Here is a 26,264-nt window from a genome sequence, read left to right on the forward strand (position 1 = left end):
GCCGGTCGTGCCCGTGGACCGCCTACCCGGATACGGCCCCTCGAGTCCGACCAACCGCGCTGTTCTGGGTGACGCAGATACTGCTCGAGCAGGCTCGCCGAGCAGCCGACGAGTCAATCACAACGGCGATCCGCAGCGGACCGGATCAGCTCGCGGGCATTCTGGCCTACGACTGCTTGTTTGGCCAGAATGTCGAATGCTCTTTCGTAGACCGCGATCTCACGCGGCTGAGTAATTGTCAGCGCGGCGGTGATCCCCTCGACCAGTGCTTGGCGTTGGTCGAAAATCACGAAGTTGGTAACCGGGATGCGGTACCCGGCTGTCATGGGAACAATGCCGAGCACGACTCGCGGCAGCGACATCGCGGTGAGTAAGCGGTCGAGCTGTCCCAGCATTACACCGTCGTCTCCTACGGTGGTGTAGAGGGCTTGTTCGCCGATCAGGTAATGGACTTTGTGGTCGCCCCGGTATAGGAACTTTTGCTGCCGGTCCATGCGGGTGGCGACAGCAGCCTCTACATCGTTGGGAACCTGGTTGAAGTCGATCACCTGCCGGATAATCGCTTCGGCGTATGCGGGGGTGTGGAGCAGGCCGGGGATGAGAGCCGGGTCGTAGCCACGGATCAACCTGGTTTCTGCCTCGATGGTCGAGGCGTGCTGTTGTCGACGTCGGACGCCGGTGCCGAGGATCCGACGCCATTCGAGGTATGCGGCGTCGACATTGCGGAGGCTGGCAAGCAGATCGGGCACATGTTCTCGGGCGCCGGTGTGGGCGCACCAGGTGCGTACGTCGTCTTCGGTTGGTGTCTGTTTCCCGTATTCGATCTTCGAGACTTTGGACGGATGCCAGCCCGCGAGGGCGGCGAGCTGGCTTCCGGTGAGACCGGCATCCTTACGGAGGTCTCGCAACTGCTGTCCGAAGGCTTGACGCGCTTCTTGGACTCTGGTCACGACGTGACGGTAGTCCGGGTGTAGTCGGCGTGTGAAATGGCCCGGCGCCAAACCATGTCACGTATCGCGGCGCAACGTTGCACGATCACGGGGTCGGTGGTGACAGCGGCTCCGGAAGCTGCTCCGGCCGGAGTGAACAGCGTGTAGGCAACGGTGTTGTCATCGAACAGCCAATAATCGTCCGCAGGTAGCTCATCGACGCTGACGAGTTTACGTGGTAGGTAGCGAATATCTTCCCCTGCTTCGATATTCGCGCGTGCGACGACGAGGCCCCACCGCGTGTAGTCGACGTGCGGTTCCGTGACGACCCGGACCCGCTGGACGACCGCACCTCGGCTCGTGGCGTCACGCACGACATTGAGCCAGCCATGTAGCCATTCGTAGTCGTCGGGCTCGTCCGCGAGGAATCGGCGGAAGGGCTCCGACTCTTCCAGGGTCTGGTAGGTGTCGTGGACCTCCAGGTGAAACGCCGATCGCTGGCAGGTTTGGAACAGATCGGTGAAGTCGCTACCGGTCAGATGGAGCATCGCGGCGGATCTCCTTCCCTCTGGCTACTTCGATGCACGACTCGTGGCCGGGAATATCCATCCGTTGCAACACTTCCCGGTCCGTGACAGGTTTGCCGGTGAGAGTAAATGTGCCATGCCCGGTGTCGGTCAACAGCGTGCCGAGGCAGGTTCCCGGCTCCAGATACGCGAGTAGCGGATGCGGAATCTCGATCAGATCCGGCCGTTCGGGCACTCGCCAACCTTGCACGACGTAGGTGTCGCGGTCGCTTGCATACAGGGTTGGCGAATGCTCGCCGTTGGTGTTCTTGCCGAGGAAACGTAGATGCATGTTGTCGCTCCCTGCGTGAGATGACTTGGACTCTCATTGTCGCCCGAATTTCCCTGCTATGAAGGGAAATATAGAGCAACAGCCAGTGAGATTGAAGCAATTTCAAGCAATTTTCTAGCTTGTGCGCGGTCGCGATTCCTAGCCTCAGTGGTGGGCGCCTGCGGCCGGTGCCAGTCGTCCCGGCCGCGGGCTGCCTCACCATCTCGACGACGGAGGGTGAGAGATGTCGCTCACTGAGCCACAGGTCGGGGTGCTGGCCGCGCTGGTCCAGCTGAAACCCACTGAGACGTTGACGATTCGGCAGTTGTCCGGGCATGCGGGGCGCCAGGATGCCGCCACACGCGCTGCGGTACAGGCGCTCGCCGCGTCAGGGCTTGCTCTCGGCTCGAGTCGACTGCCGACCGAGTGGCGAATCACCCCGCGCGGGCGCTCACTGCTCCAGCAGGCGCCCTACCGCGAATAACTGACATCGAACGGTGTGACGAACGGGCCGAGCCGATGAGAACCAAACCAACCGCGATCGGATACCTACGCAAAGACGTTTCGGGTATCTCGCAGGAGTGGGACGAGATCCAGATTCGCAGTCGTGCACAACGACTCGGTTACGACCTCGCCAAGATCGTGGTGTTCGGGCCGCATACCGACCGTCCGCTGATGCGGTTGATGAACGTCGCTCGCACGGTCGATGTGGACGCGGTGATTGTGCCGAGCCTCGCGCACTTCGGCGACCAGGTCCCTGCCGAGCTGGTGCGACTGTACGAGCTGAACACCGTCACACCGCAGAACACCTACACGCAACGGTATGAAGCGTTCCGCCGCGCCGAGTGGACCCCATCGGCAACAACGCTGGGAAGGGAGGAGCAAGCGGCGGGTGCGATCAGGGAGTTGCGGCGCCGAACCGGGCGGCCAACTCGCGGATGCGATCGATGAGTTCCGGCGGTTCGTGCACGGTGAACGGAAAGCCGAAAAGACCGACGTAGAGTGCTAATTCGTCGAGTGAGTTCGATCCGGTCCGGAGTATGCAGGAGTGCTGGTCGACGGCCTCGATGACGCCCACGGTCGGGGCGATGCGGTCGGCGGCCACTTCGGCGGAGGTGTGCAGGGTGATGCGCGCCGAGAAGCGGTACGGGGCGGTGGTGACGCCCCGCGAGATATAACCGGCCAGGTCCATCTCGGGGGCCTCGCGCGGGGTGAATCGGGGGCCGGTGGGAATGCGCGGGTGCAGGCGGTCCACCCGGTAGGTGCGCCAGTCACCGCGGTCGACATCCCAGCCGATGAGATACCAGCGACGGCCGGTGTGCGCCAATCGATAGGGTTCGGTGCTGCGCAATGACGTTGTGCCGTCATGGGTTCGGTAGTCGAAGCGGAGCCGGTGCCGGTCGCGGATGGCGCCCGCGATGGCGGTGAGGGTGTCCGGATCGACGGTCGCGCCTGCACCGGGTACCGAGACGGTCACCGAGTGCAGCAGGCTGACACGGTGCCGCAGTCGCGACGGCAGCACCTGCTCGAGTTTGGTCAGGGCCCGCAGCGAGCTGTCCTCGATGCCCGCGATGGTGCCGCCCGCCGCCGTGCGCAGGCCGATGGCGACCGCCACCGCCTCGTCGTCGTCCAGCAGCAGCGGTGGCAGCGCGGCGCCCGCCCCGAGCCGGTAGCCCGGGACGCCGGGGGTGGCGTCAACCGGGTAGCCCAGATTGCGCAACTTATCGATATCGCGGCGGACGGTGCGCACGTCGACCTCGAGTCGTTCGGCCAGTTCGGCGCCGGTCCAGTCGCGAGGCGTCTGTAGCAGCGACAGCAGGCGCAGCAGGCGCGCGGAGGTTTCCAACATGGAAGAAAGTCTGCCGCAAAGCTAGGGCAGAAGTTGTCCTAGCTGGCTCATATCGTTGGTGTCATGAGCAACGAGATCAGGCAATTTCGCATCGACATCCCGCAGCAGCAGCTCGATGACCTGCGCAATCGGCTCGACAATGCGCGGTGGCCCGCACCGCTGCCCGGCGACGGCTGGGACACCGGCGTGCCGACCACCTGGCTGCGCGAGCTGGTCGACTACTGGCGGACCGGCTACGACTGGCGGGCGGCGGAAGCGCAGCTGAATACCTTTCCCCAGTTCTCGACCGAGATAAACGGTCAGCACATCCATTTCCTGCATGTCCGGTCGGCCGAGCCGGACGCGGTGCCGCTGCTGCTGACGCACGGTTGGCCCGGATCGGTGGTCGAATTCCTCGACCTGATCGGTCCGCTGACGGACCCGCGTGCGCACGGTGGTGACGCTGCCGACGCCTTCCACGTCGTGATCCCGTCGCTGCCGGGCTTCGGATTCTCCGGGCCGGTCACCGAAAGTGGTTGGAGCACCGGCAGAATCGCGGCGACCTGGGTCGAACTGATGACGCGACTCGGATACGAGAAGTTCGGCGTACAGGGCGGCGATATCGGTGCGGCGGTCAGTCCCGAGGTAGGCCGGGTCGCGCCGGAGCGGGTGATCGGTGTGCACGTGAACGGCGGAGCCGGATCATTTCCGCAGCTGCCGCTGCCGGAGGAGGAAATGGCGACCCTGACCGAGCTGGAGCGCGACCGGATCCGTCGGATCGAGGCGTTCATGAACGAGGAGTTCGGCTACATCGCCATCCAATCCACCCGCCCGCAGACCCTGGCCTACGGATTGGTCGATTCACCGGTCGGGCAGCTGGCGTGGATCATGGATAAGTTCCGGGAGTGGACGCATCCGCGAAACGTGGACCCGGACAAGATCATCGATCGTGATCGGCTGCTGACCAATGCGATGCTCTACTGGCTCAACGGAACCGCGGGTTCAGCCGCCTACGTCGGCTACGCGCAGCCGGTGGAGTGGGGAGCGGTGCAGCAGAATTCGGGGGTACCCACGGGCGTGCTGGTCTTCGCCCACGACGTCGCGATCCGGCGCTTCGACGAGCAGGAGAACACCATCGTCCGCTGGAACGATGTCGACCGCGGCGGTCACTTCGCCGCGCTGGAGGAACCGGAGCTGCTCACCACGGATATCCGCGAATTCTTCCGTGCGCTGCGCTGATTATCGAAAACCGAAGTCAGTGGGCCTGTTCCGGCATGTCGCTGCCGGAGCAGGCCGACAATCGGTGGGCAGGACCGTGGCAAGGAGTCGGCGCCATGAGCGAGCCAAGGCGAATGTCCGAAGAACATCGCGAAGCCTTCTGGCGGCGCTGTGGTTGGGCGCCGGAGCTGCCCGAGGAGCAGCGCCGGGCGATCGAGCGACAATGGGACGACGAATCGATCGAGATGGCGGAGCTGTTCGGCTGGTGAGCCGGGTCAGTCCTTGGTCGCGGCCAGCTCGCCGGCCAGCCGCCACGAATTGCGCTCCGTGGCAAAGGCCTCCGCCTGCAGGGCGCGGAAATCGTCGATGGACGCGGCGTTCTCGTCGAGGAACCTCCGGTAGTCGGCCAGCCGGAACTCACCGTCCTCGGCCTTGACCTCCACAGTGCCCGCCGCGAAATCCGCGCGCAGGTCGAGGAGTTCGTCCGCCTCCACCGGGTACCAGCTGATCCGATCGAAATAGCGCAGTAGCCAGGGTGATTCGGTGGCCCCGTGGTTCCACACCTGGGTGGTGCGCCCGACGAACTGGTAGCCGCCGGGGCCCTCCATGCCGTAGATGCACAGGTAGGCGCCGCCGATGCCGACCGCGTTCTCCGGGGTCCAGGTGCGGGCCGGGTTGTACTTCGTGGTCACCAGGCGGTGCCGCGGATCGATCGGAGTGGCCACCGGCGCGCCCAGATACACGTCACCGAGGCCGAGTACCAGGTACTGCGCCCCGAATACGGTGTCGTACACCTCCTCGACGGTGCCGAGGCCGTTCATCCGGCGGATGAACTCGATATTCCACGGGCACCAGGGCGCGTCGGCCCGCACACCGTGCATGTAGCGGGTGATCGCCTCGCGGGTCGACGGATCGTCCCAGGAGAGCGGCAGGTGCACGGTGCGGCTCGGGACCACCAGCTCATCGGCGGCGGGCAGGTACCGCTCGGCCTCGGCCAGCAGTTCCAGCAGTATCGGAACGGGTAGTACCTGCGGGTCCACCCGGATCTGTAGTGAGCGGACGCCCGGCGTCAGCTCCGTCACGCCGCGCACCCCGGCGGCCAGTAGGTGCTGGTGCAGCGCGTGCACCCGGGCGCGCAGGCCGAGATCCAGTGTCATGGCTCCGTATTCGACGAGTACCCCATCGTCGCCCGCCCGGCGGTAGGTCACCGCGATCTCGTCGTCGACGTCGGTACGCCGGAGCACCCCGTCGTCGCCGTCGCCGCCCGCCGAGAGCACCGACGGCCAGGTGGCGCGCCGTGCCGGGCCCAACTCGCGCAGCGAGGCGGCGTGCTCACGGCGAATGGGTACGAAACGCACGGTATCGCCGGGGGCGAGTTGCCCGAGCTTCCAGCGATCGGCCGCCACCACCGTCACCGGGCAGACGAAACCGCCGAGGCTGGGGCCATCCGGTCCGAGCAGGATCGGGGTATCGCCGGTGAAGTCCAGTGCGCCCACCGAATACGGGGTGTCGTGGATATTCGACGGATGCAGGCCCGCCTCGCCACCATCGGTCCTGGCCCATTCGGGTTTCGGTCCGATGAGCCGGACGCCGGTGCGATCGGAGTTGAAATGCACCTCGTAGTCGGTGCCGATGATGGTGTCGAAATCGGCGCGGGTGAAGAATTCCGGTGCGCCGTGCGGACCCTCGGTGACGGCCAGCTCCCAGCGGTGGGACAGCACCGGCTGAGCGTCCATCGGCACGGCCGAGGCGATCCGGCCGCTCGGCACGCCGAGCGGAAGCAGTTCGCCCGCCCGCAATGCGGTGCCCGCGCTGCCACCGAACTTGCCGAGGGTGAAGGTGGCAACGCTGCCCAGGTATTCGGGCAGCTGGATGCCGCCCTCGATCAGCACGTAGGTACGCATGCCGGGGCCGCGGATGGCGCCGACATCGAGCACGCCGCCCGCGCGGACCTGCACCGTACGCCACATCTGGACCGGGACACCGTCGACGGTGACCTGGGCGGGAGCGCCGGTGACGCAGATTCGGGTCGGCTCCGCGAACCGCAGTGCGGGACCGGCGAGGGTGCACTCCAATCCGCCCGCGCCTTCGGCATTGCCGAGTACCCGGTTGCCGAGCCGGAAGGACAGGTCGTCCATCGGTCCCGACGGCGGTACTCCGATGTGCCAGTAGCCGATTCGTCCCGGCCAGTCCTGCACGGTGGTCAGCGTGCCGGGGCGGGTCACCTCGACCGCCCGACGATCCTCGGCAGGTGCGAGCACGGTTGCCTTCTCGGCGGATGATCTTGCGCCGGTGTCGGTTTCGGGAAGTGGGTCGGCGGCCCGCGCGGCTGCGGTGCCCTCGGCGGATTCGGTCAGTTCACCACCGGCCAGTTCGGCGACCGTCATCGCGACACCACCATCCGGACCGGTGTGGGGTCGAAGCCATTGCAGGGGTTGTTGATCTGCGGGCAGTTGGAGACCAGCACCAGGGTGTCGATCTCCGCGCGCAGCGTGACCTTCTTGCCGGGGGCCGATAATCCGTCGACGATGCCCAGGGTGCCGTCCGCCTCCACCGGCACATTCATGAACCAGTTGATATTCGACACCAGATCCCGTTTGCCCAGGCCCCATTTCATGGCCTCGGCGAGGAAGTTCTCCACGCAGGCGTGCTGGTGGCGGGTGTGATGTCCGTAGCGAAGGGTGTTGGACTCCTGTGAGCAGGCGCCCGCGATGGTGTCGTGATTGCCCACCTCGTCGGCGACCACGGTCATCAGCGCGGTGCCCGCATCGGTTCGCAGCACGCTGCCGGTGGTCAGGAAGATATTGCGCTGGGCGGTGATCGTGGCCTGCGCGCTGTAGCGGTCGGTGTGATCGGCCGCGGAGTACAGCAGACAGTCCACCGCCTGGTTGCCGTGCAGGTCGATGATCTCCAGGTGCTCACCCGCGCGAACCACCGTCGACCACGGGGCGCGGGCGGGAACGGTCTCGTCGAGCACGATGGTGCGGGCCGGTGCCGAGGTCATACCGTTGCCTCCATGGTCTGTGCGGCCGTCCAGGCCGCTTCGGTGTTCTCTACGGCCCGTTGGTATTCCGGGTCGGTGTTCGCGAGCGTGGCCAGGTCGCCGGGCGCTGACCAGGCGACGATGTCGAGGTCGGTGGTGGTGCGCCGGTCCAGCGGGTGCGAGGCGTTGACGAGTAACAGCACGACCGGCAGGTGCACCAGTAGCTCGACCGCCGCGCCGGGTCCGCTGCTGCCCGTGGGGGTGAGCCCGCCGTTGGATTCGACGCGGATACCACGGAAGAACGAGACCGTGGGCGCGATATCGCGCGGCTCCAGGCCCTGCTTCACCCCCGCCAAGCGGAGCAGCTCGCGCGCCTCGGTGGATGGTCCACACAGGGTGTCGTGGTGGCCGGAGGTGTCGCCGACCACGGTGGCCAGCACCCGGCCCTGGTCGGAGAGCAGCGGATGGCCGTTCGAAAGGTAGGCCTGCCACGGCACTTTCACGGTGTCTGCGACATTGAGGCGCTCCCACGGCGCCTCGGCCCGCAGCAGCAGCAGGTGCGCGCAGGCGGCGCCGTCGGGGTCGCTCAGCCGGATCCGGGTGCCCCGGCCGAACACGGTATTGGTGTAGCCGCCAGACGGAATGCGCTGGGCCCAGGTTATTTTCGCGGATTCGACGTGCTCGGGCAGCGCGGGCTGCGCCATGATCGCCGCGGCCGCCTGCGCTCTGGCGTGTGAGCGGGCGCCCTCGGTGGACGCGGTGCTCTGCTCCGTCATGGGGTGCTCCCTTCGAGATGTCCGCTGGTCGGTGCGAACGGATGGGCGATTTCGGTGATGCGCCGATGGCGGGTGGTAGGCACGTCCCCTGCGTGCCCACCACCCCCTCGGCCGGATTATGCGGGCTGAACGGCGACTTCCGGGTTTTCGGCGCCGCCCGGCGTCGCGACGACGAGTCGGTGCACGACCACGCCGATGGCGGCCACCACCAGCACGAACAGCGGTGCGGCCCACTGCATCCACCAGCCGCCGCCGTTCGGCGTGTAGACCTCGGCCCGGGGCCAGGCCAGGTTGACGGCCATCGCAATGCCCCAGACCACGGCGAGCACATTGATCGGAATACCGAAGCGACCCAGCGAGAACAGCGCCGGGTCGATGTCGTCTCGCGCGCCCCAGCCCTTGATCCGGCGTACCAGCAGCGGCACCGTCACGAGCAGGTAGGCGAGGTACAGCGTCACGATGCACACACTGGCCAGCGTCGCGAAGATCGCGGCATTGCCGACGTTGAGCACCAGCAGGCCGATACCGAGTACGCCGATCACGATGGCGGGCAGCGCCGGGGTGCCGTAGCGGGGGTGCACCGCCGCCAGCCGCTCGGCGAACGGCAGCTTGCCGTCGCGCGCCATGGAGAACATCAGCCGCGAGCCCGCGGTCTGAATCGCCAAGGTGCAGACCGTGATCGCGACGGCGACACAGCCGAGCAGGATCTTGCCCGGCACGCTGTCGAGCTTCGCGGTCAGCACGTAGGCCAGGCCCTCGGTGGCCAGCGAGCCGTCATCCAGGCTCGGAGCCGCCATGAGCGCACCGAGCAGCAGCAGTCCGCCGCCGAGCGCGGAGACCGAAAGGGCGGTCAGAATGGTGCGCGGTGCGACCCGGCGCGGATCCTTGGTCTCCTCGGAAAGTTCACCGGCGGAATCGAATCCGACCATCACGTAGGCGGCCATCAGGCCGGAGACGAGGAAGGCGGCCCAGTACGGTCCCGATGCGGCCTGATCGGTCCGCAGCACCACACCCGGGCCGCGTTCGGTGTCGACGAAGAACAGCGCGACGATCGCGGCGACGCCGACGATCTCGACGGTGACGCCGATGGAGTTGATCCGGGCCATCAGATCGATGCCGATCACATTGATGGCGGTGGTGATCACCAGCAGGACGCTGCCGAGCAATACGGCGTTGGTGGCGCCGGAGGGCGAGGTCAGCGCGCTGTCCTCGCCGATGATCTGGAATCCGCTCCAGATCGAGGGCAGCACCACCTGGAGCGCGATGGCGGCCGCGGCGGCCGTGACGATCTGCGCGATGACCATCATCCAGCCGGCGAACCAGCCGACCATCTCACCGCCCAGTCGGCGCGACCACTGATAGATGCAGCCGGAGAGGGGGTAGCGGGCCGCGAGTTCGGCGAAATTGAGGGCGACCAGCAGCTGCCCGGCGAACACGATCGGCCAGGTCCAGAAGAACGCGGCGCCGCCGAAGGAGTAGCCGAGTCCGAAGAACTGGAAGATCGTGGTGAGGATGGAGACAAAGGAGAAGCCTGCCGCGAACGAGGCGTAGCGGCCGAGTTTGCGGTGTAGCACCGGCTGGTAGCCGAAGCTTTGGAGGTCGGCGCTGTCCCGATTGGAGTCGGGCGGCGTGGGCGGGGAAACTGTCGTGGCCATGGGCGGTCCTTCGGCGAGCGGCCAATACCTATCAGATGACAGTTTTGCGTTCTCGATCGCGCTTTCGATGACCTGCGTGTATCGCTTGCGGCAACCCCGGTAACTTCTGCGTTGCCTTGATTTCTATCAAGTGACAGAAATCTCTCGAGTCGGTGTCGGCGGACGGCGGCGCCGTCGGACCTGTTCGAACACGATGCCAGAATGGGTGGGTGGCAAATCCGGGTCCCGGCCGTCCCCGTCTGGAACAACGAACCCGCCGCGGTCGGACACCGCGCGCGGAGATCCTCGACGCGGCCGGTGAACTGTTCACCACCAACGGCTACGCCAACACCTCCACCCGGGCGGTAGCCGATGCCGTCGGCATCCGGCAGGCCTCGCTGTACCACCACTTCGCCGCCAAGGACGACATCCTCGACGCGCTGCTCTCCGAAACCATCGCCACACCATTGGAACTGGCCGGGCAACTGCGCGATCGGCCGGAGCCCGCGCATATCCGGCTCTACGCCCTGGCCTGGTTCGACGTGCGTCAGCTCTGCGCCGCGCACTGGAATCTCGGTGCGCTGTATCTGCTTCCGGAACTGCGCACCGACCGCTTCGCCGCCTTCCGGCTGCGCCGCGACGAATTGCGCGGGCATTACGAAACTTTCGCGGGCGCGGTGATCGCCGACGCCGCCGAAGCCGGCATACCCGGTGCCGAGGTGCTGCCGTTCCGGCTGGTCGAGACGGTGATCAGCATGCGCTCCGACGAGGGCAGCGCCCCGGCGTATGCCGAACGCACCATCCCGGACGCCACCCTGCGGATGCTCGGCTGGCAGGGCGATCTGGACGAGATCCGCGGCGCGGCGAGCGAACTGCTCGAGCGGCTGGCGTCACCGCTGCCGCTGGGCTGATCGCGGATCCGAATACGCGGCGGGCCCGGCGATCCGAAGACCACCGGGCCCGGCCGTGCCGAGACGGATCAGCCCTTACCGCGACCGGCCTTGAAGCCGAAGTCCCAGTTGTAGCGCTGCGCGATCTCCATGACACCCGCACCGGGCCGACCCGCGGGCGGACGGATGAAGGTGCCCTCCCGTCGAACCACCAACTCGCCGTTGATGTTCTCGATATGGGCGAGTACGGCGTCGCGGGAATCGTCCATACATCCGTCGAGTGTCATCTCGATCGGCGCGGAGTTCAGCGGATACAGCGTGACGGTGGCGTGGACGCCGCGGAAGTCGTTGGCGCCGTCGTAGATCGAGGTGAAGACCAGGATCCGGCGGAACTGGCTGGTGAAATCCAGGTTGATGTCGAGATTTTCACCGGATGCGCTGGCACCGGTCCGATCGTCCTGATCCAGCCGGATATAGGGCGGACGGGTCAGGTCGCCGAAGGAGCGGTCCAACGCGCGAACCGAGCCGATGCGACCGTCGGCCAGCTCGAAGAAGCAGCTGAGATCGAGGTCCAGACCACCGCCGCCGCGACGCCTGCCGAACAGGCCGCCGCCTCGGTTCGACTGCGGGCTGGTCCAGTTCAGGTTCACCCGCATGGTGCCGCCGGTGGCGCCCTGTTTGGTCAGCGAGACCGAGGGCGCTTCCTTGGTGAGCGAGATCTTGCTCAGATTGACCGGCGCGCCACCGGTGGGCGGTGCCTGCGGCGGCATCGGCGGCTGCTGGAACTGCTGCTGCGGGGGCGCGTACTGGGGCGGTGGCGGCGCGTACTGCTGGTTCGGTGGCGGCGCGTACTGCTGCTGTGGCGGCTGCTGGAACTGCTGCGGCGGTGGCGGCGCGAACTGCTGTGGCGGCGGCGGTGGCGCGTACTGCTGCTGCGGCGCGGGCGCGGGCTCGTCGTCGACCGAGATGCCGAAGTCCGTGGCCAATCCGGCCAGACCGGAGGCATAGCCCTGACCCACCGCGCGGAACTTCCACGCACCCTGGCGGCGGTACAGCTCACCGAGTACGAAAGCCGTCTCGGTGCTCGCGCCCACGCTGTCGAACCGCGCCACCTCGGCGCCGTTGCTCGCATCCAGCACCCGCACGTACAGCCCCTGGAACTGGCCGAAGGTGCCGCCGTCCGCGGACGCGGCGATCACCACGGTCTCGACCTGCGGTTCCACCTGGGCCAGGTTCACCGACAGGGTGTCGAGCACCGTCGGCCCCTGCTGTTTACCCTCGTGGCGCACCGAGCCCGACGGATGCAGCGGCTGGTTGTAGAAAACGAAGTCGTTGTCGGAGCGGACTTTACCGCCGACAAGTAGCAGCGCGGACGCATCCGCATCCGGAACCCCGGGACTCGATTGCCACCCCAGTTCGATGCGGACCGCGGACATCGGCACCGGAACGTTGGCGCCCTTCATCATCGACACAGATGCCAACGTATATGAACACCGCGTCACCCGTCATCAGTCCCGCGCGATCGTCAGCGCGTCGGCGTGCGTTCCGCACGGCCATCGCTCGCCCCGGCGGCAACCGCGACGGTCAGCGCGTCGGCGGTGCGATCTGCCAGTGCGTGCTGAGCGCACCCGCGATCTCCGGCAGTACGATGACCGGAACCCGCTTGCGGCGCAGCATCTCCCGGATCTCGTGCACCTGCTCGCGTTTACGCATGTCATACGCGCCCGATACGGGCCGTATCACCGGGGGAATGGACAGCAGTACCAGCTCGCCGTGCTGTTCGTCACCGCCGGCCAGATCCAACGCCAGCGACCAGCGGGCCCGCTCGTCCAGCGCGAACCGCCCGGCCACCACCCGGCCCCAATCGATACTCGACTCCGACCACGGCGTGCGGCGGTAGATCGCGCCCTCGGTGAGCACGATGGCGTCGCGACCGAACAGGGCGACCAGTACCGCGATCCCGGCGACGGCGCCCGCCAGCAGACCGGTGAAGACCCGGTTGAGCCCGAAGCCGAGCACGATGGCCGCGCAGACGGCGACGGTCACCGCGATACCGAGCGTGCCGTATATCGCCGCCCGTCGAGTCGGAACCACACCCGCGCGCACCATGCCTACCGCCTCCTCGCGTCCTGCGGCTTCACCGTACCGCCTGTCCCGAGGACCGGTCGTGCGAGCCGCGGGCGCATCGGATGCGGATTGTTCAGGACTCCAGCGCCACCGCGGCCTCGGCGGTGTAGACGAGGAATTGCAGGCTCTGCTGGAAATAGAGGTCCACGGTCTCGGCATTGTGGGCGAGGTAGCCGATGGAGAGGTCCTGGCCGAGGCGAAGGTCGAAATCGCCGCCGCGGGTGGTGAGGACGAAGGCGTCGTCGATCGCCGGGGCCCAGATGATTTCACCGTCCGGGATGAGCCGTTCGATATGGGTGCGGATCGGGTGGCCGTGGTCGGAGGTTTCGCTGACCGCGGTGTAGAGGTCGGCGCTGAGCAGGACCGAGTACGGGCCGTCGACGCCCGCGAGGCGCAGAGCCGACAGCGCCTGGGCGACGGCCTCGGGGACCAGGCGGGCGTCGCTGGGGAGCTTGATCGGCGTATTGGACGCGCTGGCCCGGACACCGGTGATACCCGCGGCGGCATAGCCCTCGAAAATGGCGCGATCCTCGGCGAAGGCCATCTTGCGCGCGGCATCCTTGACCGCGTCCAGGTCGGCGTCCTTCGCGCCGCGCTCGACATTGTCGAGTTCCTCGCGCGACAGGGCGAACGGCACCCGCAGCTCGACCAGCGGGGCGACCACGCGCTGGCGGGCCTGCACACCCTCGCTGGGAGCGCTGATCGCGGTGGTGCGGCCGAGGCCGACGGCCGAGTAGTCGGTGCCGTGCGGTCCGGACAGATCGACCACCCGGCGTCCCGCGATGTGCCGCTTGAATGTTCGGGTCGCCTCTTCCTCGATCGCCGACCAGGCTTCGGCGGTGATCGGCGCCAGTTCGCGATGGAGGTTGTTCATTACCTACTCCTTTTCAACGTGCCGATGCCGAGTGAACTGCTGCCATTGCCTTGAACATCGGTGGGCGCCAAAGATTCCCCGGCTGTCGCGGGCGCCTCGGGCAGATCTTCGAAGAAGTCGGCGGGCGGGGTGAAGAAGAGGGTGCCGGTGATTGCGATGGAGAAATCCAGGATGCGGTCGTAGGCCGCCTCGTTCGTACCGACGAACATGCGGCTGAGCATGGTCTCGGTGACGCTCGGTGTGGCCGCGTAAGCGATGTAGTACGTGCCGAATTCGTCGTCGGCGATGCTGCCGAAGGGCATATTGGCGCGCACGATCTGGCGTTCGGTGCCGTCGGCTTCGATGATGGAGTTCACTGCCACATGCGAATTCGCGGGCTTGTCCGCGTCGGAGAGCTCGAAATCGTCCAGCTTGGTGCGGCCGATCACCCGCTCCTGCTCCTCGACCGGCAGCGCCCGCCATTCCGGCATGGTGTGCAGGTACTTCTGCACGATGACGTAACTGCCCCCGGCGAATTCGGGATCCTCCTCGCCGATCAGCGCCGCCGACATCGCCGCGGAACCCTCCGGGTTCTCGGTGCCGTCCACGAAACCGAGCAGGTCTCGTTGCTCGAAGTATCGGAAACCGACCGTTTGATCGACGACGGTGATCGCGTCGGTGAGTCGGTCGGCGATGGTCATCGCCAATTCGAAACAGGCATCGTGGGTTTCGGCCTTGATGTGGAACAGCAGATCGCCGGGGGTGGACGGAGCACGGTGGCGCTCACCCACGTACTCGGGAAGTACATGCAGTTCGGCGGGGCGCGGTCCGGCGAAGAGCCGATCCCATGCGTCGCTACCGATCGAGGTGTTGCAGACCAGCCCGGCACCGGGCACTCGGAATCCGACGGAACGCCGCAAACCTGGCAAAGCGGCGAGCAGATCGCGCACCGCCTGCTCTCCGCCCATATCAATGGTGGCGACGAGGAAGATTGCGGCTGGTGTGAGGGGTTCGAGGATCGGCTGAGGCTCACCCATGATCGACAGCCTACGTGTCGCTCCGGGTTGCCCGGCATTCGCGCGACTTGTTCCCGGCCCGCGACCGACTGCCGGGGCGGGCCGCGAGCAGCCGGGCCTTATTTGGCCACGGTCAGCAGAAACGCCACGTCATCGACGGCCTTGACGCTGTGCCGCGCCTTGGGTACCACGAGCAGATCACCCGCGGATCCCTTCCATTCGTTGGTGCCGCTGATCAGTGTGAGTGTGCCGCTGATCACCAACAGGGTCGCGTCGCCCGCGTTGTCGTGTTCGGCCAGGCTCTGCCCGGCGGATAGGCCGACCACGGTCTGGCGCAGCGCGTGCGCGTGACCACCGTAGATTGTTTGCGAACTGCGCCCGCTCGTGGCGGTGGCGGCCAACTTGAGCTGTTGGCGAGCGACCGCAGTCAGCGATTTTTTGTCCATGGATCGCCTTTCGCATCACATCCGCCAGTGCAGGGCTGGTGTCACCGGCTGATATTCAGGAGTATGCCCGACCCGGGTTTGCCGCGGGACGGGTTTGGGCGGCTCGCCCCGTGCACGGCGTGTTGGCGATCAGCGGGTGTAGCGGCGGATGCGGAAGCGCAGGCCGGTGCGCGAGGTGCGCCAGGGTTCCGGATCCTCGGCCCGCCATTCGGGGCCGATGGCGGGGGCGTAGGCATCGCCGTCGACCTCGGTGTCGACCTCGGTCACCAGCAGGTCGGTCGCTAGTTCCATGGCGGCGCGGTAGATTTCGCCGCCGCCCGCGATCCACACCGGGTCCTGGCCGGTGAGCTCCAGCGCTTCGGTCAGCGAACCCGCGCGCTCGGCGCCCTCGGCGGACCAATCCGGCTGCCGGGTCACCACGATATTGCGGCGGCCGTCGAGTGGGCGGAACTTGGGTGGCAGCGAATCCCAGGTGCGCCTGCCCATGATCACGGGATGTCCCCAGGTCGCGGCCTTGAAATTGGCCATATCCTCGGGCACCCGCCACGGGATGGTGTTCTCGAGGCCGATCACGCCGTCCGGGGTCTGTGCCCAGATGAGACCGATGGTCTTCACACGGCCACCGGGGCTTTGATGGCCGGATGATGCTGGTAGCCGACCACTTCCACATCCTCGTAGACGTAATCGAACAGCGTCGGCGCCGGGCGCAGCCGCAGGGTCGGGAACGGATACGGCTCCCGGGTCAGCTGTTCGGTGACCTGGGTGAGGTGGTTGTCATAGATGTGGCAATCGCCGCCGGTCCAGATGAAATCGCCGGGTTCCAGCTCGGTCTGCTGGGCCACCATGTGGGTGAGCAGGGCGTAACTGGCGATATTGAACGGCACCCCGAGGAACAGATCCGCGCTGCGCTGATAGAGCTGGCAGGAGAGTTTGCCGTCGGCGACGTAGAACTGGAAGAAGGCGTGGCAGGGGGCCAGCGCCATCTTGTCCAGCTCCGCGACATTCCAGGACGAGACCAGGATGCGGCGCGAATCCGGGTTGGTGCGCAGAATCTGTAGCACCTGGCTGATCTGGTCGATATGGGTGCCGTCCGGTGCGGGCCAGGACCGCCACTGCACGCCGTAGACCGGGCCCAGCTCGCCGTGCGCGTCGGCCCATTCGTCCCAGATGGAGACGCCGTGCTCGCGCAGCCAGCCGATATTCGAATCACCGCGCAGGAACCACAGCAGCTCGTAGACGATCGACTTCAGATGCACCTTTTTGGTGGTGATCAGCGGGAAGCCCTGGGAAAGGTCGTAGCGCAACTGGTGTCCGAACACGCTGCGGGTGCCGGTCCCGGTGCGGTCCGCCTTCGCCGTGCCGGACTCCAGCACCAGCCGGAGCAGGTCCTCGTACTGCGTATCGGTGGTCGCCACGCCTGATGAGCTTACTGTTCGCCCGGCCTGGCAAGCTCTTCGCACATGCGGAAGCTCTACGTGATCGGCATCGGGGCGGGCGATCCCGACCAGGTGACGATGCAGGCCGTCAAGGCGATGCGGCAGGTCGAGGCGTTCTTCGTCATCGGTAAGGGCGCCGAGAAGCAGGAGCTCGTCGACGTGCGCACCGCCATCCTGACCGAGCACGTGGACCGGCCCTACCGGATCGTCGAGGTCACCGATCCGCCCCGCGATCGCACCCCGGCCGATTACCGAGGCGCGGTCGAGGACTGGCACGACCGTCGCTCGGCGCTGCTGGAATCGGCCTTCGCCGAGGTGGACGGCATCGGCGGGATTCTCGTCTGGGGCGATCCCTCGCTGTACGACAGCACGCTGCGAATGATCGAACGGGTTCTCGCGCGCGGGGCGCAGACCTTCGACTACGAGGTGATCCCCGGCATCACCAGTGTGCAGGCGCTGGCCGCCCGGCACCGTATGGTGCTGCATCGCATCGGCGAACCGGTGCACATCACCACCGGGCGGCGTTTGCGCGAGGAAGGGCTGGCCGATTCGGCCCTCGTCATGCTGGACGGCGACTGCTCGTTCACCGCGATACCGGGTGACGACATCCACATCTGGTGGGGCGCCTACCTCGGGATGCCCGACGAAACCCTCATCGAGGGTCCGCTGCGCGCGGTGGAACAGCAGATCCTCGAGGTGCGCGCCCGGCTGCGCGCCGAAAAGGGCTGGATCATGGACACCTACCTGCTCCGGCGGGCCGCGACAATCTGATCCGTGTCGGTGGTCCCGGGTAGCCTGAACAGGTGCCCGAGCTACCCGAGGTGGAGGCGCTGGCGCAGTTCCTGCGGGAACATGCGGTCGGCGCGGTGGTGGGGCGCGTCGACGTCGGGGCGTTGAGCGCGGTCAAGACGTTCGACCCGCCGGTGACCGCGCTGTCCGGGCGGGATGTCACCGGGGCGGGGCGCTGGGGGAAATTCCTCGGAATGGAATGCGGTGGGCTGTGGTTGATCACCCACCTGTCGCGGGGCGGGTGGTTGCGTTGGATCGATGAGCCCAGCCCGACGCCGCCGAAGCCCGGCGGGAAGAGTCCGCTGGCACTGCGGGTGCACTTCTTCACCCCCGAAGGCGCGACGCCCGCCATAGACCTGACCGAGGCCGGAACCAAGAAACGGCTCTCGGTCTACATTGTCGAGGATCCGAAGCTGGTGCCGGGCATCGCCCGGCTCGGGCCGGACGCGCTCGAGGTCACCGAGGAGCAGTTCACCGAGATCCTGCGCGGCGCATCGCAGCGGATCAAAACCGCCATCGTCGATCAGACCCTGATCGCGGGCATAGGCAACGCCTACTCCGACGAAATCCTGCACGCGGCACGGATCTCGCCCTTCGCCAACACCAGAACCATGCCCGCCGACAAGGTCACGGAGCTCTACGGCGCCATGCGTGCGGTGCTCACCGACGCGGTCCAGCGCTCCGTCGGCCAGGCCGCCGCCCGCCTCAAGGGCGAAAAACGTTCCGGCATGCGGGTGCACGCCCGCACCGGCCTGCCCTGTCCGGTCTGCGGCGACACCGTGCGCGAGGTCTCCTACGCCGAACGCTCGTTCCAGTACTGCGCCACCTGCCAGACCGGCGGCAAGATACTCGCCGACCGCCGGATGTCCCGGCTGCTCAAATAGGAATACGTCGGGCCGATCAGGTGAGGGTGGGGACGCGGATGCCCTGCCAGGCGAGGCGTTTGACGCGGTCGGGGTCGTTCTCCACCCGGACGGGCTCGTCGATGACGAGGGTGGTGCGTCGCTCCTCGGTGTAGGCGGGCCAGGAGGGCAGTGGTGTTCCGGCGCGGGCGAATTCCAGCCAGTTGTCCTGGAACAGGCGGGTGACGGCGAGGAGTCCGCGGCGTCCGCCCGCGGCGGTCAGCGTGCGGCCGAAGGGTGAGTCGGCGGCGCCGAAGACGGGGATCAGGTCGGTGGCGTGGGTGGCGCCGATCCCGGCGAGCCGGAGTCCGCGCGGGGCGAAGTCGTAACGGTAGGCGTAGGTGGGCGCGTACCTGCTGTGGCCCTCCATCGCGGTGACGGACGGACGCCAGAAGACATAGTCGCCGCCGGCGCGGATCGCCGCCTTCGGCCTCGGATAGCCGGGATACGATGCGACGACACGGGATTCGACGTCCGCACCGAAGTCCGCGAGGGCGGCGTGCAAGCGTTCCGGCCGGGTCGGGAGCTTGTCGGCGAATTTCGCGAACAGCGTGCCCTCGTCCCGGCAGGTGCCGATGATCAGCGGGACGCGGTGGGCGGTGCCATCGGTGATCGCGTCGATCGGGGCCTGCGGTAGATAGTCGCCGTCGACGACCGGACAGGCGGGGAAGAGTCCGGGTCGTTCGCGCAGGACGGCGCCGATGGTGCGGTCCACCGCCTTGCGAATATCGTTCGCGGAGCTGTCGGTCAGTGCGCGTGCGGCGTCGCCGGGTTCGGCTCCCAAGGCGTCGAGGCAGCGGCGGGCGAAGGCGCGGGCGTCCTCGGCGGTCATGGCCCAGTCGGCGGGTGCGCTCTGCGCGATCCCGCGATGGAACAGCCCCGCGGCGGCGGGCGTGGCCAGTAGGGACAGCACCGCGTGCGCGCCCGCGGACTCACCGAAGACGGTGACATTGCCGGGATCGCCACCGAAGGCCGCGATATTGCGCTGCACCCATTGCAGCGCGGCGACCTGGTCGCGCAGCCCGAGATTCGATTCGAAAGGCCGATCGGGGGTGCCGAACTCGCTGAAATCGACATAGCCGAAGGCTCCGAGCCGGTAGTTCAGCGAGACGACGATCGCGTCGCCGCGCAGCGCCAGCCGCGACCCGGAGTACAGCCGCAGCGCGGAGGTGCCCATCAGGTATCCGCCACCGTGGATGAAGACCAGCACCGGCCGTGGCGTGGTGGAGAACTCCACTGGCGCAGTGACATTCAGTGTCAGCGAGTCTTCGCTGGTCGGCTGGTATTGCCGCGGCCCGATCCGCGCGCCCGCGCGATGCTGCTCCGAGGCGAATCCGAAGGCCGTGGCCTCCCGCACACCGCTCCACGGACGCACCGGCCGCGGCGCCCGAAACCGCAAGTCGCCGACGGGCGGAGCGGCGTAGGGAAGCGAACGCCAGCGCACTACGCGGCCGCCCCGGTGACCGCGGACAACTCCGTCGGCGGTCGTGATGTCGGTCGATGCCACCATCAATCGATGGTACTTACGCGCGCCGCGCCTCCAATAGACGTAACCAGAACTCGCTGATCGTCGGATAGGCGGGCACAGCGTGCCACAGGGTGGCCAGCGGTATCTTGCCGACCACCGCGATGGTCGCCGCGTGCAACTGATCACCGACCTCGGGTCCGACGAAGGTCGCGCCGAGCAATGTGTCGGTGTCGGTGTCGATGACCACCTTGGCGCGTCCGGCGTAGTCGTCGCGCGCCAGTGACGAACCGGCGACCGCGATATCGAGTTCCACGGTATCGACGGAATATCCGGCTCGCCGTGCCGCCGCCTCGGTGAGTCCTACCGCGGCGACCTCGGGTGAGGTGAACACCACCTGCGGGACCTGCTCATGATCGGCGGTCGCGGCGAACCGGAGGTCGGTCAGCGGCCGTCCCTCGGCTCGGGCGGCGATGACATCACCGCACACCCTGGCCTGATATTTGCCCATATGTGTCAGCGCCACCCGGTGATTCACATCGCCCACCGCGTACAGCCAGTCGCCGTCCACACCGCGCGCCGTGAGCGAGTCGTCGACTTCGACATATCCGTCGGGCAGGCCGACCTCGCCGAGACCCAGATCCGCCGTGGCCGGTCGGCGACCGGCGGCGACCACGATCTCATCGGCCTCGAGAACGGAATCCTCGGGTCCGCCGCGCACTTCGATGGTGACCGGACCACCGTGGATGCGACCCTCCCCGGTGTCCTTCGCCGCGGGCCGCTCGACCCGGACGGGCTCGGTGCCGAAAAGGATGCGCACACCCGCCGCGGTCAGCCCGGCGGTGACGCGTTCGCGGGCGAACGGCTCGGCATTGCCGAGCAGCGCCTGCCCGCGCACCAGCACGGTCACCCGCGCACCGAGTGTGGCCAGCCAGGTCGCGGCCTCGCATGCGACCACACCGCCGCCGACGACGACCACCCGGTCGGGCACTTCGTGCAGATTCGTGGCGTCCCGCGAGGTCCACGGCAGCGCCTCCCGCAGGCCGGGGGTGTCCGGGATATTCGCGTGGGTTCCGGTGGCGAGCACTACCGCGTGGCGGGCCCGCAGGGTGCGGCCGTTCACCTCGACGAGCCGTTCGCCCGCGAGCCGCCCGGCACCCCGGATCACCTCGATGCGGCTGTCGCGGGCCCACGCGACCTGCGAGCTGTCGTCGTGGTTGTGCACGAACGCGTCGCGGCGGCGCAATACCGCGTCGACGTCGAGCCCGTCGGCACTGATCCCGGGCATATTGCGGGCAGCGGACAGCAGGTGACCGGGGCGCAGCAGGGCCTTACTGGGCATACACGCCCAATAGGAACACTCACCGCCCACCAGTTCGCGTTCCACGATCGCGGCGGTGCGCTTGCTGCCCGCGATGGCGTAGGCGGCGGCATTCTCACCGGCGGGTCCACCGCCGATCACGATCACATCGAATTCGGCGGTCTGAACCGAGGAACTCACTGCAGGTAGCCCTCGACCTGGCGAGCGGAATTGACCTGTGCGTCTTCCGGGGAGGAACCGGCGTCGATCCGGGCTCGCCGCTGCCGCAGTAGGTCCCAGCACTGATCGAGCATGACCTCGAGTTCGGCCAGCCGCTGCCGCTCGGTCACCGGGTCGACCTCACCGGCAGTGGCCTTGGAACGCAGCCTGTGTTCGTCGTCGACCAGTTGCTTGATGCGCGCCAGGATGTCCTGTTCGGTCATGGGGACCATGCTACGGCCGGGCGGCAACCCGTCAGTTCTCGATCACGCCCCGGCGAGGCATTCGGCGGCCAGCGGGACCGCGGTGGTCAGATCCGGCCAGCCGAGGGCGGTATATCCCAGGGCGATGCCGAAGGTGTGCGGGGCGGGACACCGGCCGAGTGGGTCGCGCTGGGACCACAAATGGTGCCTGGACAATCCGTCCAGTTCGACGCCGCGGGCTCGGCCCACGGCGATCACGCGCTCCTCGGCCGCGGCCGAGGCCAACGGCACCACGACGTGCGAACCCGCGTCATCACCGACCACGGCGAGGCCCCGGCGGCGCAATTCGGTGACGAGCAGTTCCCGGCGCGGCGGGAGTAGGCGGCGCAGGCGGCGCAGGTGCCGGGACAGGTCGCCGTGGCGGGCGAATTCGACGAGCACCCGCTGGCCCGTCGGGCTCGGGCCGGTGCCTGTCCGATCGCGGTGGGCCATGACGGCCGCGGCGATGTCGGGAGCGGCGACCATCCAGCCGACGCCGAGTACGGGGGACAGGATCTTGCTCGTGGTGCCGAGATGGACGACCACATCCGGCGCCATGGCCGCCAGCAGCGGTAAAGGTGCTGTGTCGTAGCGCAATTCGCCGTCATAGTCGTCTTCGATAATGGGAATGCGCGCATGCCTGGCGAATTCGACGAGCTGCACGCGGCGGGACGCGGGCATTCTCGCGCCGAGCGGAAACTGGTGAGCCGGTGTGCAATACACCGCCTTGACATCGGGCGGGAGCAGATCGACCCGCAGCCCGTCGGCGTCGACCGGCACCGGACGCACTCGAACGCCCGCGGCCAGGAAGGCGCCGGCGGCGCGCTGGTAGCCGGGGTCCTCCATGGCGACGGCGTCACCGGGGCGCAGCAGTGCGGCCGCGAGTTCGCCTACCGCGGAACTGGTTCCGGCGGTGCAGAGGACGGCGGTATCGCTACCCGCGCCCACACCGCGGTGCCGCAGCAGATGTTCGGCGACGACGGCGCGGAACTCCGGCTCACCCGCGCGGTCCTTGCGCACCACGGGCGACTGGTCCGCGGCGGCGCGCCAGGCCCTGCGCCATGCGGGCCGGTCGATGGCCTCGGTGCACGGTGCGCCCGGCAACAGGTCGAGCAGATCCGGACCCGCGCCCGCGCCCGCGACGACCGCGGGCCGGGCGGGAGTCGCGACAGGTGCGGTGGTCAGGTAGGTCCCGGATCCGCGTCTGCCGGTGATCCAACCCTCGGCATGTAGCTGGTCGTAGGCGGCGGCGACCACGGTGCGGCTGACGCCGAGCCGCTGCGCCAAGGCTCGCGAGGACGGCAACCGGTCCTCAGCGCGGAGCAGTCCGGTGGTCGCGGCGGCCCGCAGCCCATCGGCCACCTGCACCGACAGTGGTTCGCTCGCCGAGCGGTCCAGGACCAGCGGAAGTTCGTCGAGCACCGCTGCCTCCCTCATTCGAAATTGGACTGCGAGAATTTGCTCGGATTGGCTATTTTGACAGGCCACTTTATCTCCGATGCTGGTCACATGAGCAATCGGATGCCTCTCTCGCCGACCCCGCGCAGCACCCCGACCCGGGAGAAGGGCCGCGCCCGCACCGACCGGGCGGAGCTGGACGCGGTCCTCGACGCCGGACTGGTGTGCCATCTGGGCGTGGTACTCGACGGCACCCCGGTCGTGGTGCCGACCGTGTACGGCCGCGACGGCGACACGCTGTTCCTGCACGGTTCCTCCGGCGCTGGAAATCTGCGCGCGGCGTTGGCGGGCGATATTTCGGTCGCGGTCACCCTGGTCGACGGCCTGGTCTATGCCCGGTCCGCCATGCACTTTTCGATGAACTACCGCTCGGCCGTGGTGCGAGGCCGTGCCGTCGAACTGTCCGACGCCGACGAGCGGATGCACGCGCTGCGGGTGATCGTCGAGCACTCCGCGCCGGGCGCCTGGGATCGGGTGCGTCCGCCGAGCAAGAAAGAACTGGCAGCCACCATGGTGCTGGCGCTCGATCTCACCGAGGCCTCGGTGAAGGTGCGGGCCGGCGGGCCCAGGGACGATTCCGGCGATATCGAGACCGGCGGCGTGTGGGCGGGTGTGCTGCCCGTGCGTCAGATGTGGGAGGCGCCGATTTCCTCGGCTGATCTCGAGGCGGGTGTCGAGGTGCCGCGCGATGTTCTCGATCGGGTTGCCACCACATTGAATACGGCGTAGACGCGGCCACGACCCGGGCCACGCTCATCTCGCGAGCGTTGGTCCCGGGTGTGCGCCGTGCGCGGTAGCGGATCGGTGGGGTGCCGACGAGTGCGGCGCTCGATCGCGGATCGCCGAATCGCGGTGAGATCTATGCCGGGGTGGCGGTGGCTGGTGCAGACTGTTCCGGCCCGAATATGGTTCCGCGGCCCTGTGATTCGGATGCCGGAGGGTCGACCACGAGCAGGGTGGCGAACGCGAGCAGCCAGCCACTCCACAATACGTACCCGATGAAATTGGTGGTCGCGAGCGCTGAAATGCCCAGGGGGACCGGCACTCCGGTGGCGATCAACAGCGCTGAGGCATACCCGAGGACGGTAAACCACCGAGGTAGGCGGGCGCGCAACGCGGTAACGGTGCATGCGGTCCAGGCGGCGGTCAGCGCATATCCGCATGTCTCGCCGAGTGTGGTGCCCAGGATCGTGCTCAGTAGTTCGAAGGTGTGTACGGCGCCTGATTCGGGCCCCTCGGTCGCGGCCCGGGCCGCAAGCGTCGGCACCAATAGGGGCCAGCGCAGTAGGCCGACGGCCTGTACCACCGCGGCCGCCATGCCGAGGTAGACCGCGACGCGCATCGTCGCCGACCGGTGCAACCGGCCCACCAGAATCGATAGCGGCGCCATGGCGAGGGCCGCGACGGCGAGCACGCCGAACCAGAGGGCGATGGTGTCCTGATCGGCGCGGAACAGTTCGAGTACCTCCGCGCCGGGTTTGTGCAGGATATCGGGGTAGTCGAAGGCCGATCCGAGCCCGGCGAACGCGAGATTGAGGGTGATCGGGGCCGCGACGAGCAGGGCGATCGTGGACCAAGGTCTGGTGGACATGATGACTCCGTTCTGGCTGTACGGGGTACAGGCAGCTGTACGGGGTACAGTCAAGCGCGTGTCCGGGACGAAGTCAACACCTGACGAGCAGCGACGTATCCGACCGAATCGGCGCGCCTTCACCGAAACGCAGATCGTGGATGCCGCACTCGCACTGCTGGACGAGGGCGGCGTAGCCGCGGTCTCGATCCGATCGGTGGCCACCCGCCTCGGCGTCAACCCGAATGCGATCTACACCTATGTGGCCAGTCGAGCGGATCTGGAACGCGCGGTCGTCGAACGCGTCCTCGGCGCGGCGCAACTCGCTCGGCTGACCGACCCGGATCCGGAATGGCGGACGGCCATTATCGAATTCGCGCTCGAGCTGCGCACCCTGCTGCTCGAGCATCCGGCGGTGGCAACCCTGCTGATGAGCGCTCCGATGGACGGCGTCGCGGCGCGCGACCTCGGCGAAGCCCTACTCGACTGCCTGGCCCGTGGCGGACTATCCGCCGCCGATGGCGCGCGGGCCGCCTACGCGATCATGGTCCAGACCATCGGATCGGTCGCCCTCGAGGTCGCCGAGACCGACGGAAAGCCACCGCTATCACCGGAATCCGAACGAATCACACTGCGCCGCACCGCCCTCGACACCATCGACGGCGACCGTTGGCCCCATACGCGATCGAGTACGGACGTGATGGCGCAATGGATCTCGGCGGATCAGTTCGCATGGGGACTGCGCGCACTACTCGACGGACTTCCGGAAAAGTCAGGCCGCCCCGCGAAGTTCGGGTCGGACGAAGGTGCGGCGTAGTCGTATCGCCGACCGAGCCTGAAGCCGATGCCGACCCGCACGTCGATGTGGAAGCCGCAGTATTCGCCCAGCCGCCGAAGCACCTCCCATAGCCGGGGAGCGGCTGCGCGCACGACCTTCCACCCCGTCCATGTCGCGACCACTGCTGAAAGCGGCACAACCGCCGTGTGGGCGGCCTGCTGGACCACTTCCCACGGGGCCAGCGCGTCGACGAGCGCGTCCAGGGCCGCGACCTCGGCAGTCCAGTAGTGCATACGCCGTGCCAGCCCGCGGGGGGCGCTCGGGAGCTTATTGATGCTGCTCATTTCGTCCCATTCATCAGGAGGTTGTTCCGGTGGTGGAAGCCCGGACGAAGGGTTCTCCATCACCGGGGCCCTCGATGAGTGGTTCGGCGGCTCGGCCGAGGACATTCTGCGGGAACCGATCTCGGCACCCGTGCGTCCGAGGCCGTGCCCAGCTCGTACACCACGCGTTCGCCACGGCCTCGGCCCAACCGCATGTCCGCACGCCATGCGCGCATCCATCCGGG

The 26,264-nt window shown here is 67.6% G+C and carries 29 protein-coding genes; 9 read left to right on the forward strand and 20 right to left on the reverse strand.

What is annotated here, in order from left to right; genetic code table 11:
- Window positions 1–113: 113 nt before the first annotated feature.
- From AB0H61_RS27005 to AB0H61_RS27015, 3 genes are read right to left on the reverse strand one after another with little or no spacing between them, the layout of a single operon-like run.
- Window positions 114–950, reverse strand: coding sequence for a helix-turn-helix transcriptional regulator (locus tag AB0H61_RS27005; RefSeq protein WP_357309790.1), 837 nt, complete (start codon window positions 948–950; stop codon window positions 114–116).
- Window positions 947–1,477 (reverse strand): DUF6879 family protein, encoded by a 531-nt coding sequence (locus AB0H61_RS27010; protein WP_357309793.1) that lies wholly within the window; start codon window positions 1,475–1,477, stop codon window positions 947–949. Before AB0H61_RS27010 ends, AB0H61_RS27005 begins: the two co-directional genes overlap by 4 nt.
- Window positions 1,458–1,787: a hypothetical protein gene (locus AB0H61_RS27015; protein ID WP_357309796.1), complete on the reverse strand. Its 330-nt coding sequence runs from the start codon at window positions 1,785–1,787 to the stop codon at window positions 1,458–1,460. The genes AB0H61_RS27010 and AB0H61_RS27015 overlap by 20 nt, the downstream gene beginning before the upstream one ends.
- 223 nt (window positions 1,788–2,010) lie before the next feature.
- On the opposite strand from AB0H61_RS27015, the gene AB0H61_RS27020 reads away from it, so the two are divergent.
- Together AB0H61_RS27020 and AB0H61_RS27025 are read left to right on the forward strand one after the other, a co-directional pair.
- The gene (locus AB0H61_RS27020) at window positions 2,011–2,250 is read left to right on the forward strand and encodes a hypothetical protein (protein WP_357309798.1); all 240 of its coding nucleotides are present in this window, start codon (window positions 2,011–2,013) and stop codon (window positions 2,248–2,250) included.
- 35 nt (window positions 2,251–2,285) lie between these two features.
- The gene (locus AB0H61_RS27025; protein ID WP_357309801.1) at window positions 2,286–2,717 is read left to right on the forward strand and encodes a recombinase family protein; all 432 of its coding nucleotides are present in this window, start codon (window positions 2,286–2,288) and stop codon (window positions 2,715–2,717) included.
- Here the strand turns inward: AB0H61_RS27025 and AB0H61_RS27030 are convergent.
- Entirely contained in the window at window positions 2,665–3,615 is a 951-nt protein-coding gene (locus AB0H61_RS27030; protein WP_357309804.1) for a YafY family protein, read from the reverse strand. The genes AB0H61_RS27025 and AB0H61_RS27030 overlap by 53 nt on opposite strands.
- A gap of 63 nt (window positions 3,616–3,678) precedes the next feature.
- On the opposite strand from AB0H61_RS27030, the gene AB0H61_RS27035 reads away from it, so the two are divergent.
- Both AB0H61_RS27035 and AB0H61_RS27040 read left to right on the forward strand, forming a co-directional pair.
- On the forward strand, window positions 3,679–4,833 hold the full coding sequence (locus AB0H61_RS27035) for an epoxide hydrolase family protein (protein WP_357309807.1): 1,155 nt from the start codon (window positions 3,679–3,681) through the stop codon (window positions 4,831–4,833).
- A 95-nt stretch (window positions 4,834–4,928) separates the two neighbouring features.
- Window positions 4,929–5,081, forward strand: a complete 153-nt coding sequence (locus tag AB0H61_RS27040) for a hypothetical protein (RefSeq protein ID WP_357309810.1) — start codon at window positions 4,929–4,931, stop codon at window positions 5,079–5,081.
- A gap of 6 nt (window positions 5,082–5,087) precedes the next feature.
- Here AB0H61_RS27040 and AB0H61_RS27045 read toward each other — a convergent pair whose 3' ends face one another.
- From AB0H61_RS27045 to AB0H61_RS27060, 4 genes are all read right to left on the reverse strand, one after another.
- Entirely contained in the window at window positions 5,088–7,199 is a 2,112-nt protein-coding gene (locus tag AB0H61_RS27045) for a 5-oxoprolinase/urea amidolyase family protein (RefSeq protein ID WP_357309812.1), read from the reverse strand.
- Window positions 7,196–7,816 (reverse strand): urea amidolyase associated protein UAAP2, encoded by a 621-nt coding sequence (locus AB0H61_RS27050; RefSeq protein ID WP_357309813.1) that lies wholly within the window; start codon window positions 7,814–7,816, stop codon window positions 7,196–7,198. Before AB0H61_RS27050 ends, AB0H61_RS27045 begins: the two co-directional genes overlap by 4 nt.
- On the reverse strand, window positions 7,813–8,571 hold the full coding sequence (locus AB0H61_RS27055; protein ID WP_357309816.1) for a DUF1989 domain-containing protein: 759 nt from the start codon (window positions 8,569–8,571) through the stop codon (window positions 7,813–7,815). Before AB0H61_RS27055 ends, AB0H61_RS27050 begins: the two co-directional genes overlap by 4 nt.
- A 116-nt stretch (window positions 8,572–8,687) precedes the next feature.
- On the reverse strand, window positions 8,688–10,226 hold the full coding sequence (locus AB0H61_RS27060) for an amino acid permease (RefSeq protein ID WP_357309819.1): 1,539 nt from the start codon (window positions 10,224–10,226) through the stop codon (window positions 8,688–8,690).
- Between the two features lie 239 nt (window positions 10,227–10,465).
- Between AB0H61_RS27060 and AB0H61_RS27065 the strand changes: the two genes are divergently transcribed.
- Complete coding sequence (locus AB0H61_RS27065; RefSeq protein ID WP_357310115.1) at window positions 10,466–11,116, forward strand: TetR/AcrR family transcriptional regulator; 651 nt, start codon at window positions 10,466–10,468, stop codon at window positions 11,114–11,116.
- 68 nt (window positions 11,117–11,184) lie between these two features.
- On the opposite strand, the gene AB0H61_RS27070 is transcribed toward AB0H61_RS27065, so the two are convergent.
- The 7 genes from AB0H61_RS27070 to AB0H61_RS27100 form a co-directional block, all read right to left on the reverse strand.
- Complete coding sequence (locus AB0H61_RS27070; RefSeq protein WP_357310117.1) at window positions 11,185–12,561, reverse strand: TerD family protein; 1,377 nt, start codon at window positions 12,559–12,561, stop codon at window positions 11,185–11,187.
- A gap of 118 nt (window positions 12,562–12,679) precedes the next feature.
- Window positions 12,680–13,204 (reverse strand): hypothetical protein, encoded by a 525-nt coding sequence (locus AB0H61_RS27075; RefSeq protein WP_357309821.1) that lies wholly within the window; start codon window positions 13,202–13,204, stop codon window positions 12,680–12,682.
- 91 nt (window positions 13,205–13,295) lie between these two features.
- The gene (locus AB0H61_RS27080; RefSeq protein WP_357309824.1) at window positions 13,296–14,096 is read right to left on the reverse strand and encodes a family 1 encapsulin nanocompartment shell protein; all 801 of its coding nucleotides are present in this window, start codon (window positions 14,094–14,096) and stop codon (window positions 13,296–13,298) included.
- Window positions 14,096–15,112 carry a Dyp-type peroxidase gene (locus AB0H61_RS27085; RefSeq protein WP_357309827.1) on the reverse strand — a complete coding sequence of 339 codons (1,017 nt, stop codon included), beginning with the start codon at window positions 15,110–15,112 and terminating at the stop codon, window positions 14,096–14,098. The genes AB0H61_RS27080 and AB0H61_RS27085 overlap by 1 nt, the downstream gene beginning before the upstream one ends.
- Before the next feature lie 98 nt (window positions 15,113–15,210).
- On the reverse strand, window positions 15,211–15,537 hold the full coding sequence (locus AB0H61_RS27090) for a cupin domain-containing protein (protein ID WP_357309830.1): 327 nt from the start codon (window positions 15,535–15,537) through the stop codon (window positions 15,211–15,213).
- Window positions 15,538–15,666: 129 nt separating this feature from the next.
- A complete protein-coding gene (locus AB0H61_RS27095; RefSeq protein ID WP_357309833.1) occupies window positions 15,667–16,152 on the reverse strand; it encodes a dihydrofolate reductase in 486 nt (161 codons plus the stop codon).
- Window positions 16,149–16,952 (reverse strand): thymidylate synthase, encoded by an 804-nt coding sequence (locus tag AB0H61_RS27100; protein ID WP_357309836.1) that lies wholly within the window; start codon window positions 16,950–16,952, stop codon window positions 16,149–16,151. Before AB0H61_RS27100 ends, AB0H61_RS27095 begins: the two co-directional genes overlap by 4 nt.
- 45 nt (window positions 16,953–16,997) lie before the next feature.
- Here AB0H61_RS27100 and cobF point away from each other — a divergent pair, with 45 nt between their 5' ends.
- Both cobF and AB0H61_RS27110 read left to right on the forward strand, forming a co-directional pair.
- Window positions 16,998–17,744 (forward strand): precorrin-6A synthase (deacetylating), encoded by a 747-nt coding sequence (gene cobF, locus AB0H61_RS27105; protein WP_357309839.1) that lies wholly within the window; start codon window positions 16,998–17,000, stop codon window positions 17,742–17,744.
- A gap of 32 nt (window positions 17,745–17,776) precedes the next feature.
- Entirely contained in the window at window positions 17,777–18,646 is an 870-nt protein-coding gene (locus AB0H61_RS27110) for a DNA-formamidopyrimidine glycosylase family protein (RefSeq protein ID WP_357309842.1), read from the forward strand.
- Window positions 18,647–18,662: 16 nt separating this feature from the next.
- Here AB0H61_RS27110 and AB0H61_RS27115 read toward each other — a convergent pair whose 3' ends face one another.
- The 4 genes from AB0H61_RS27115 to AB0H61_RS27130 are packed head-to-tail and all read right to left on the reverse strand — an operon-like array spanning window position 18,663 to window position 23,312.
- Window positions 18,663–20,174: a carboxylesterase/lipase family protein gene (locus tag AB0H61_RS27115; protein WP_357309844.1), complete on the reverse strand. Its 1,512-nt coding sequence runs from the start codon at window positions 20,172–20,174 to the stop codon at window positions 18,663–18,665.
- A gap of 13 nt (window positions 20,175–20,187) precedes the next feature.
- Window positions 20,188–21,630, reverse strand: a complete 1,443-nt coding sequence (locus AB0H61_RS27120) for an NAD(P)/FAD-dependent oxidoreductase (protein ID WP_357309847.1) — start codon at window positions 21,628–21,630, stop codon at window positions 20,188–20,190.
- Window positions 21,627–21,872 carry a DUF2630 family protein gene (locus tag AB0H61_RS27125; RefSeq protein WP_357309850.1) on the reverse strand — a complete coding sequence of 82 codons (246 nt, stop codon included), beginning with the start codon at window positions 21,870–21,872 and terminating at the stop codon, window positions 21,627–21,629. Before AB0H61_RS27125 ends, AB0H61_RS27120 begins: the two co-directional genes overlap by 4 nt.
- Before the next feature lie 42 nt (window positions 21,873–21,914).
- Window positions 21,915–23,312: a PLP-dependent aminotransferase family protein gene (locus AB0H61_RS27130; protein WP_357309853.1), complete on the reverse strand. Its 1,398-nt coding sequence runs from the start codon at window positions 23,310–23,312 to the stop codon at window positions 21,915–21,917.
- A gap of 87 nt (window positions 23,313–23,399) precedes the next feature.
- Between AB0H61_RS27130 and AB0H61_RS27135 the strand changes: the two genes are divergently transcribed.
- Window positions 23,400–24,077, forward strand: a complete 678-nt coding sequence (locus AB0H61_RS27135; RefSeq protein WP_357309855.1) for a pyridoxamine 5'-phosphate oxidase family protein — start codon at window positions 23,400–23,402, stop codon at window positions 24,075–24,077.
- Window positions 24,078–24,207: 130 nt separating this feature from the next.
- Here the strand turns inward: AB0H61_RS27135 and AB0H61_RS27140 are convergent, their stop codons facing one another.
- Complete coding sequence (locus tag AB0H61_RS27140; protein ID WP_357309858.1) at window positions 24,208–24,939, reverse strand: DUF4386 family protein; 732 nt, start codon at window positions 24,937–24,939, stop codon at window positions 24,208–24,210.
- Window positions 24,940–24,997: 58 nt separating this feature from the next.
- Here AB0H61_RS27140 and AB0H61_RS27145 point away from each other — a divergent pair, with 58 nt between their 5' ends.
- Window positions 24,998–25,735: a TetR/AcrR family transcriptional regulator gene (locus AB0H61_RS27145; RefSeq protein ID WP_357309861.1), complete on the forward strand. Its 738-nt coding sequence runs from the start codon at window positions 24,998–25,000 to the stop codon at window positions 25,733–25,735.
- Window positions 25,736–26,264: the final 529 nt, after the last annotated feature.

This window comes from Nocardia sp. NPDC050710 (assembly GCF_040654375.1).
In the GTDB taxonomy this organism is placed as follows: Bacteria; Actinomycetota; Actinomycetes; order Mycobacteriales; family Mycobacteriaceae; genus Nocardia.

Excerpts from the sequence above, each read along its gene's own strand:
- AB0H61_RS27010 (WP_357309793.1), bottom strand. The coding sequence starts at position 1,477 with ATGCTCCATCTGACCGGTAGCGACTTCACCGATCTGTTCCAAACCTGC.
- AB0H61_RS27015 (WP_357309796.1), bottom strand. The coding sequence starts at position 1,787 with ATGCATCTACGTTTCCTCGGCAAGAACACCAACGGCGAGCATTCGCCA.
- AB0H61_RS27020 (WP_357309798.1), top strand. The coding sequence starts at position 2,011 with ATGTCGCTCACTGAGCCACAGGTCGGGGTGCTGGCCGCGCTGGTCCAG.
- AB0H61_RS27025 (WP_357309801.1), top strand. The coding sequence starts at position 2,286 with ATGAGAACCAAACCAACCGCGATCGGATACCTACGCAAAGACGTTTCG.
- AB0H61_RS27030 (WP_357309804.1), bottom strand. The coding sequence starts at position 3,615 with ATGTTGGAAACCTCCGCGCGCCTGCTGCGCCTGCTGTCGCTGCTACAG.
- AB0H61_RS27035 (WP_357309807.1), top strand. The coding sequence starts at position 3,679 with ATGAGCAACGAGATCAGGCAATTTCGCATCGACATCCCGCAGCAGCAG.
- AB0H61_RS27040 (WP_357309810.1), top strand. The coding sequence starts at position 4,929 with ATGAGCGAGCCAAGGCGAATGTCCGAAGAACATCGCGAAGCCTTCTGG.
- AB0H61_RS27045 (WP_357309812.1), bottom strand. The coding sequence starts at position 7,199 with ATGACGGTCGCCGAACTGGCCGGTGGTGAACTGACCGAATCCGCCGAG.
- AB0H61_RS27050 (WP_357309813.1), bottom strand. The coding sequence starts at position 7,816 with ATGACCTCGGCACCGGCCCGCACCATCGTGCTCGACGAGACCGTTCCC.
- AB0H61_RS27055 (WP_357309816.1), bottom strand. The coding sequence starts at position 8,571 with ATGACGGAGCAGAGCACCGCGTCCACCGAGGGCGCCCGCTCACACGCC.
- AB0H61_RS27060 (WP_357309819.1), bottom strand. The coding sequence starts at position 10,226 with ATGGCCACGACAGTTTCCCCGCCCACGCCGCCCGACTCCAATCGGGAC.
- AB0H61_RS27070 (WP_357310117.1), bottom strand. The coding sequence starts at position 12,561 with ATGATGAAGGGCGCCAACGTTCCGGTGCCGATGTCCGCGGTCCGCATC.
- AB0H61_RS27075 (WP_357309821.1), bottom strand. The coding sequence starts at position 13,204 with ATGGTGCGCGCGGGTGTGGTTCCGACTCGACGGGCGGCGATATACGGC.
- AB0H61_RS27080 (WP_357309824.1), bottom strand. The coding sequence starts at position 14,096 with ATGAACAACCTCCATCGCGAACTGGCGCCGATCACCGCCGAAGCCTGG.
- AB0H61_RS27085 (WP_357309827.1), bottom strand. The coding sequence starts at position 15,112 with ATGGGTGAGCCTCAGCCGATCCTCGAACCCCTCACACCAGCCGCAATC.
- AB0H61_RS27090 (WP_357309830.1), bottom strand. The coding sequence starts at position 15,537 with ATGGACAAAAAATCGCTGACTGCGGTCGCTCGCCAACAGCTCAAGTTG.
- cobF (WP_357309839.1), top strand. The coding sequence starts at position 16,998 with ATGCGGAAGCTCTACGTGATCGGCATCGGGGCGGGCGATCCCGACCAG.
- AB0H61_RS27115 (WP_357309844.1), bottom strand. The coding sequence starts at position 20,174 with ATGGTGGCATCGACCGACATCACGACCGCCGACGGAGTTGTCCGCGGT.
- AB0H61_RS27125 (WP_357309850.1), bottom strand. The coding sequence starts at position 21,872 with ATGACCGAACAGGACATCCTGGCGCGCATCAAGCAACTGGTCGACGAC.
- AB0H61_RS27135 (WP_357309855.1), top strand. The coding sequence starts at position 23,400 with ATGAGCAATCGGATGCCTCTCTCGCCGACCCCGCGCAGCACCCCGACC.
- AB0H61_RS27140 (WP_357309858.1), bottom strand. The coding sequence starts at position 24,939 with ATGTCCACCAGACCTTGGTCCACGATCGCCCTGCTCGTCGCGGCCCCG.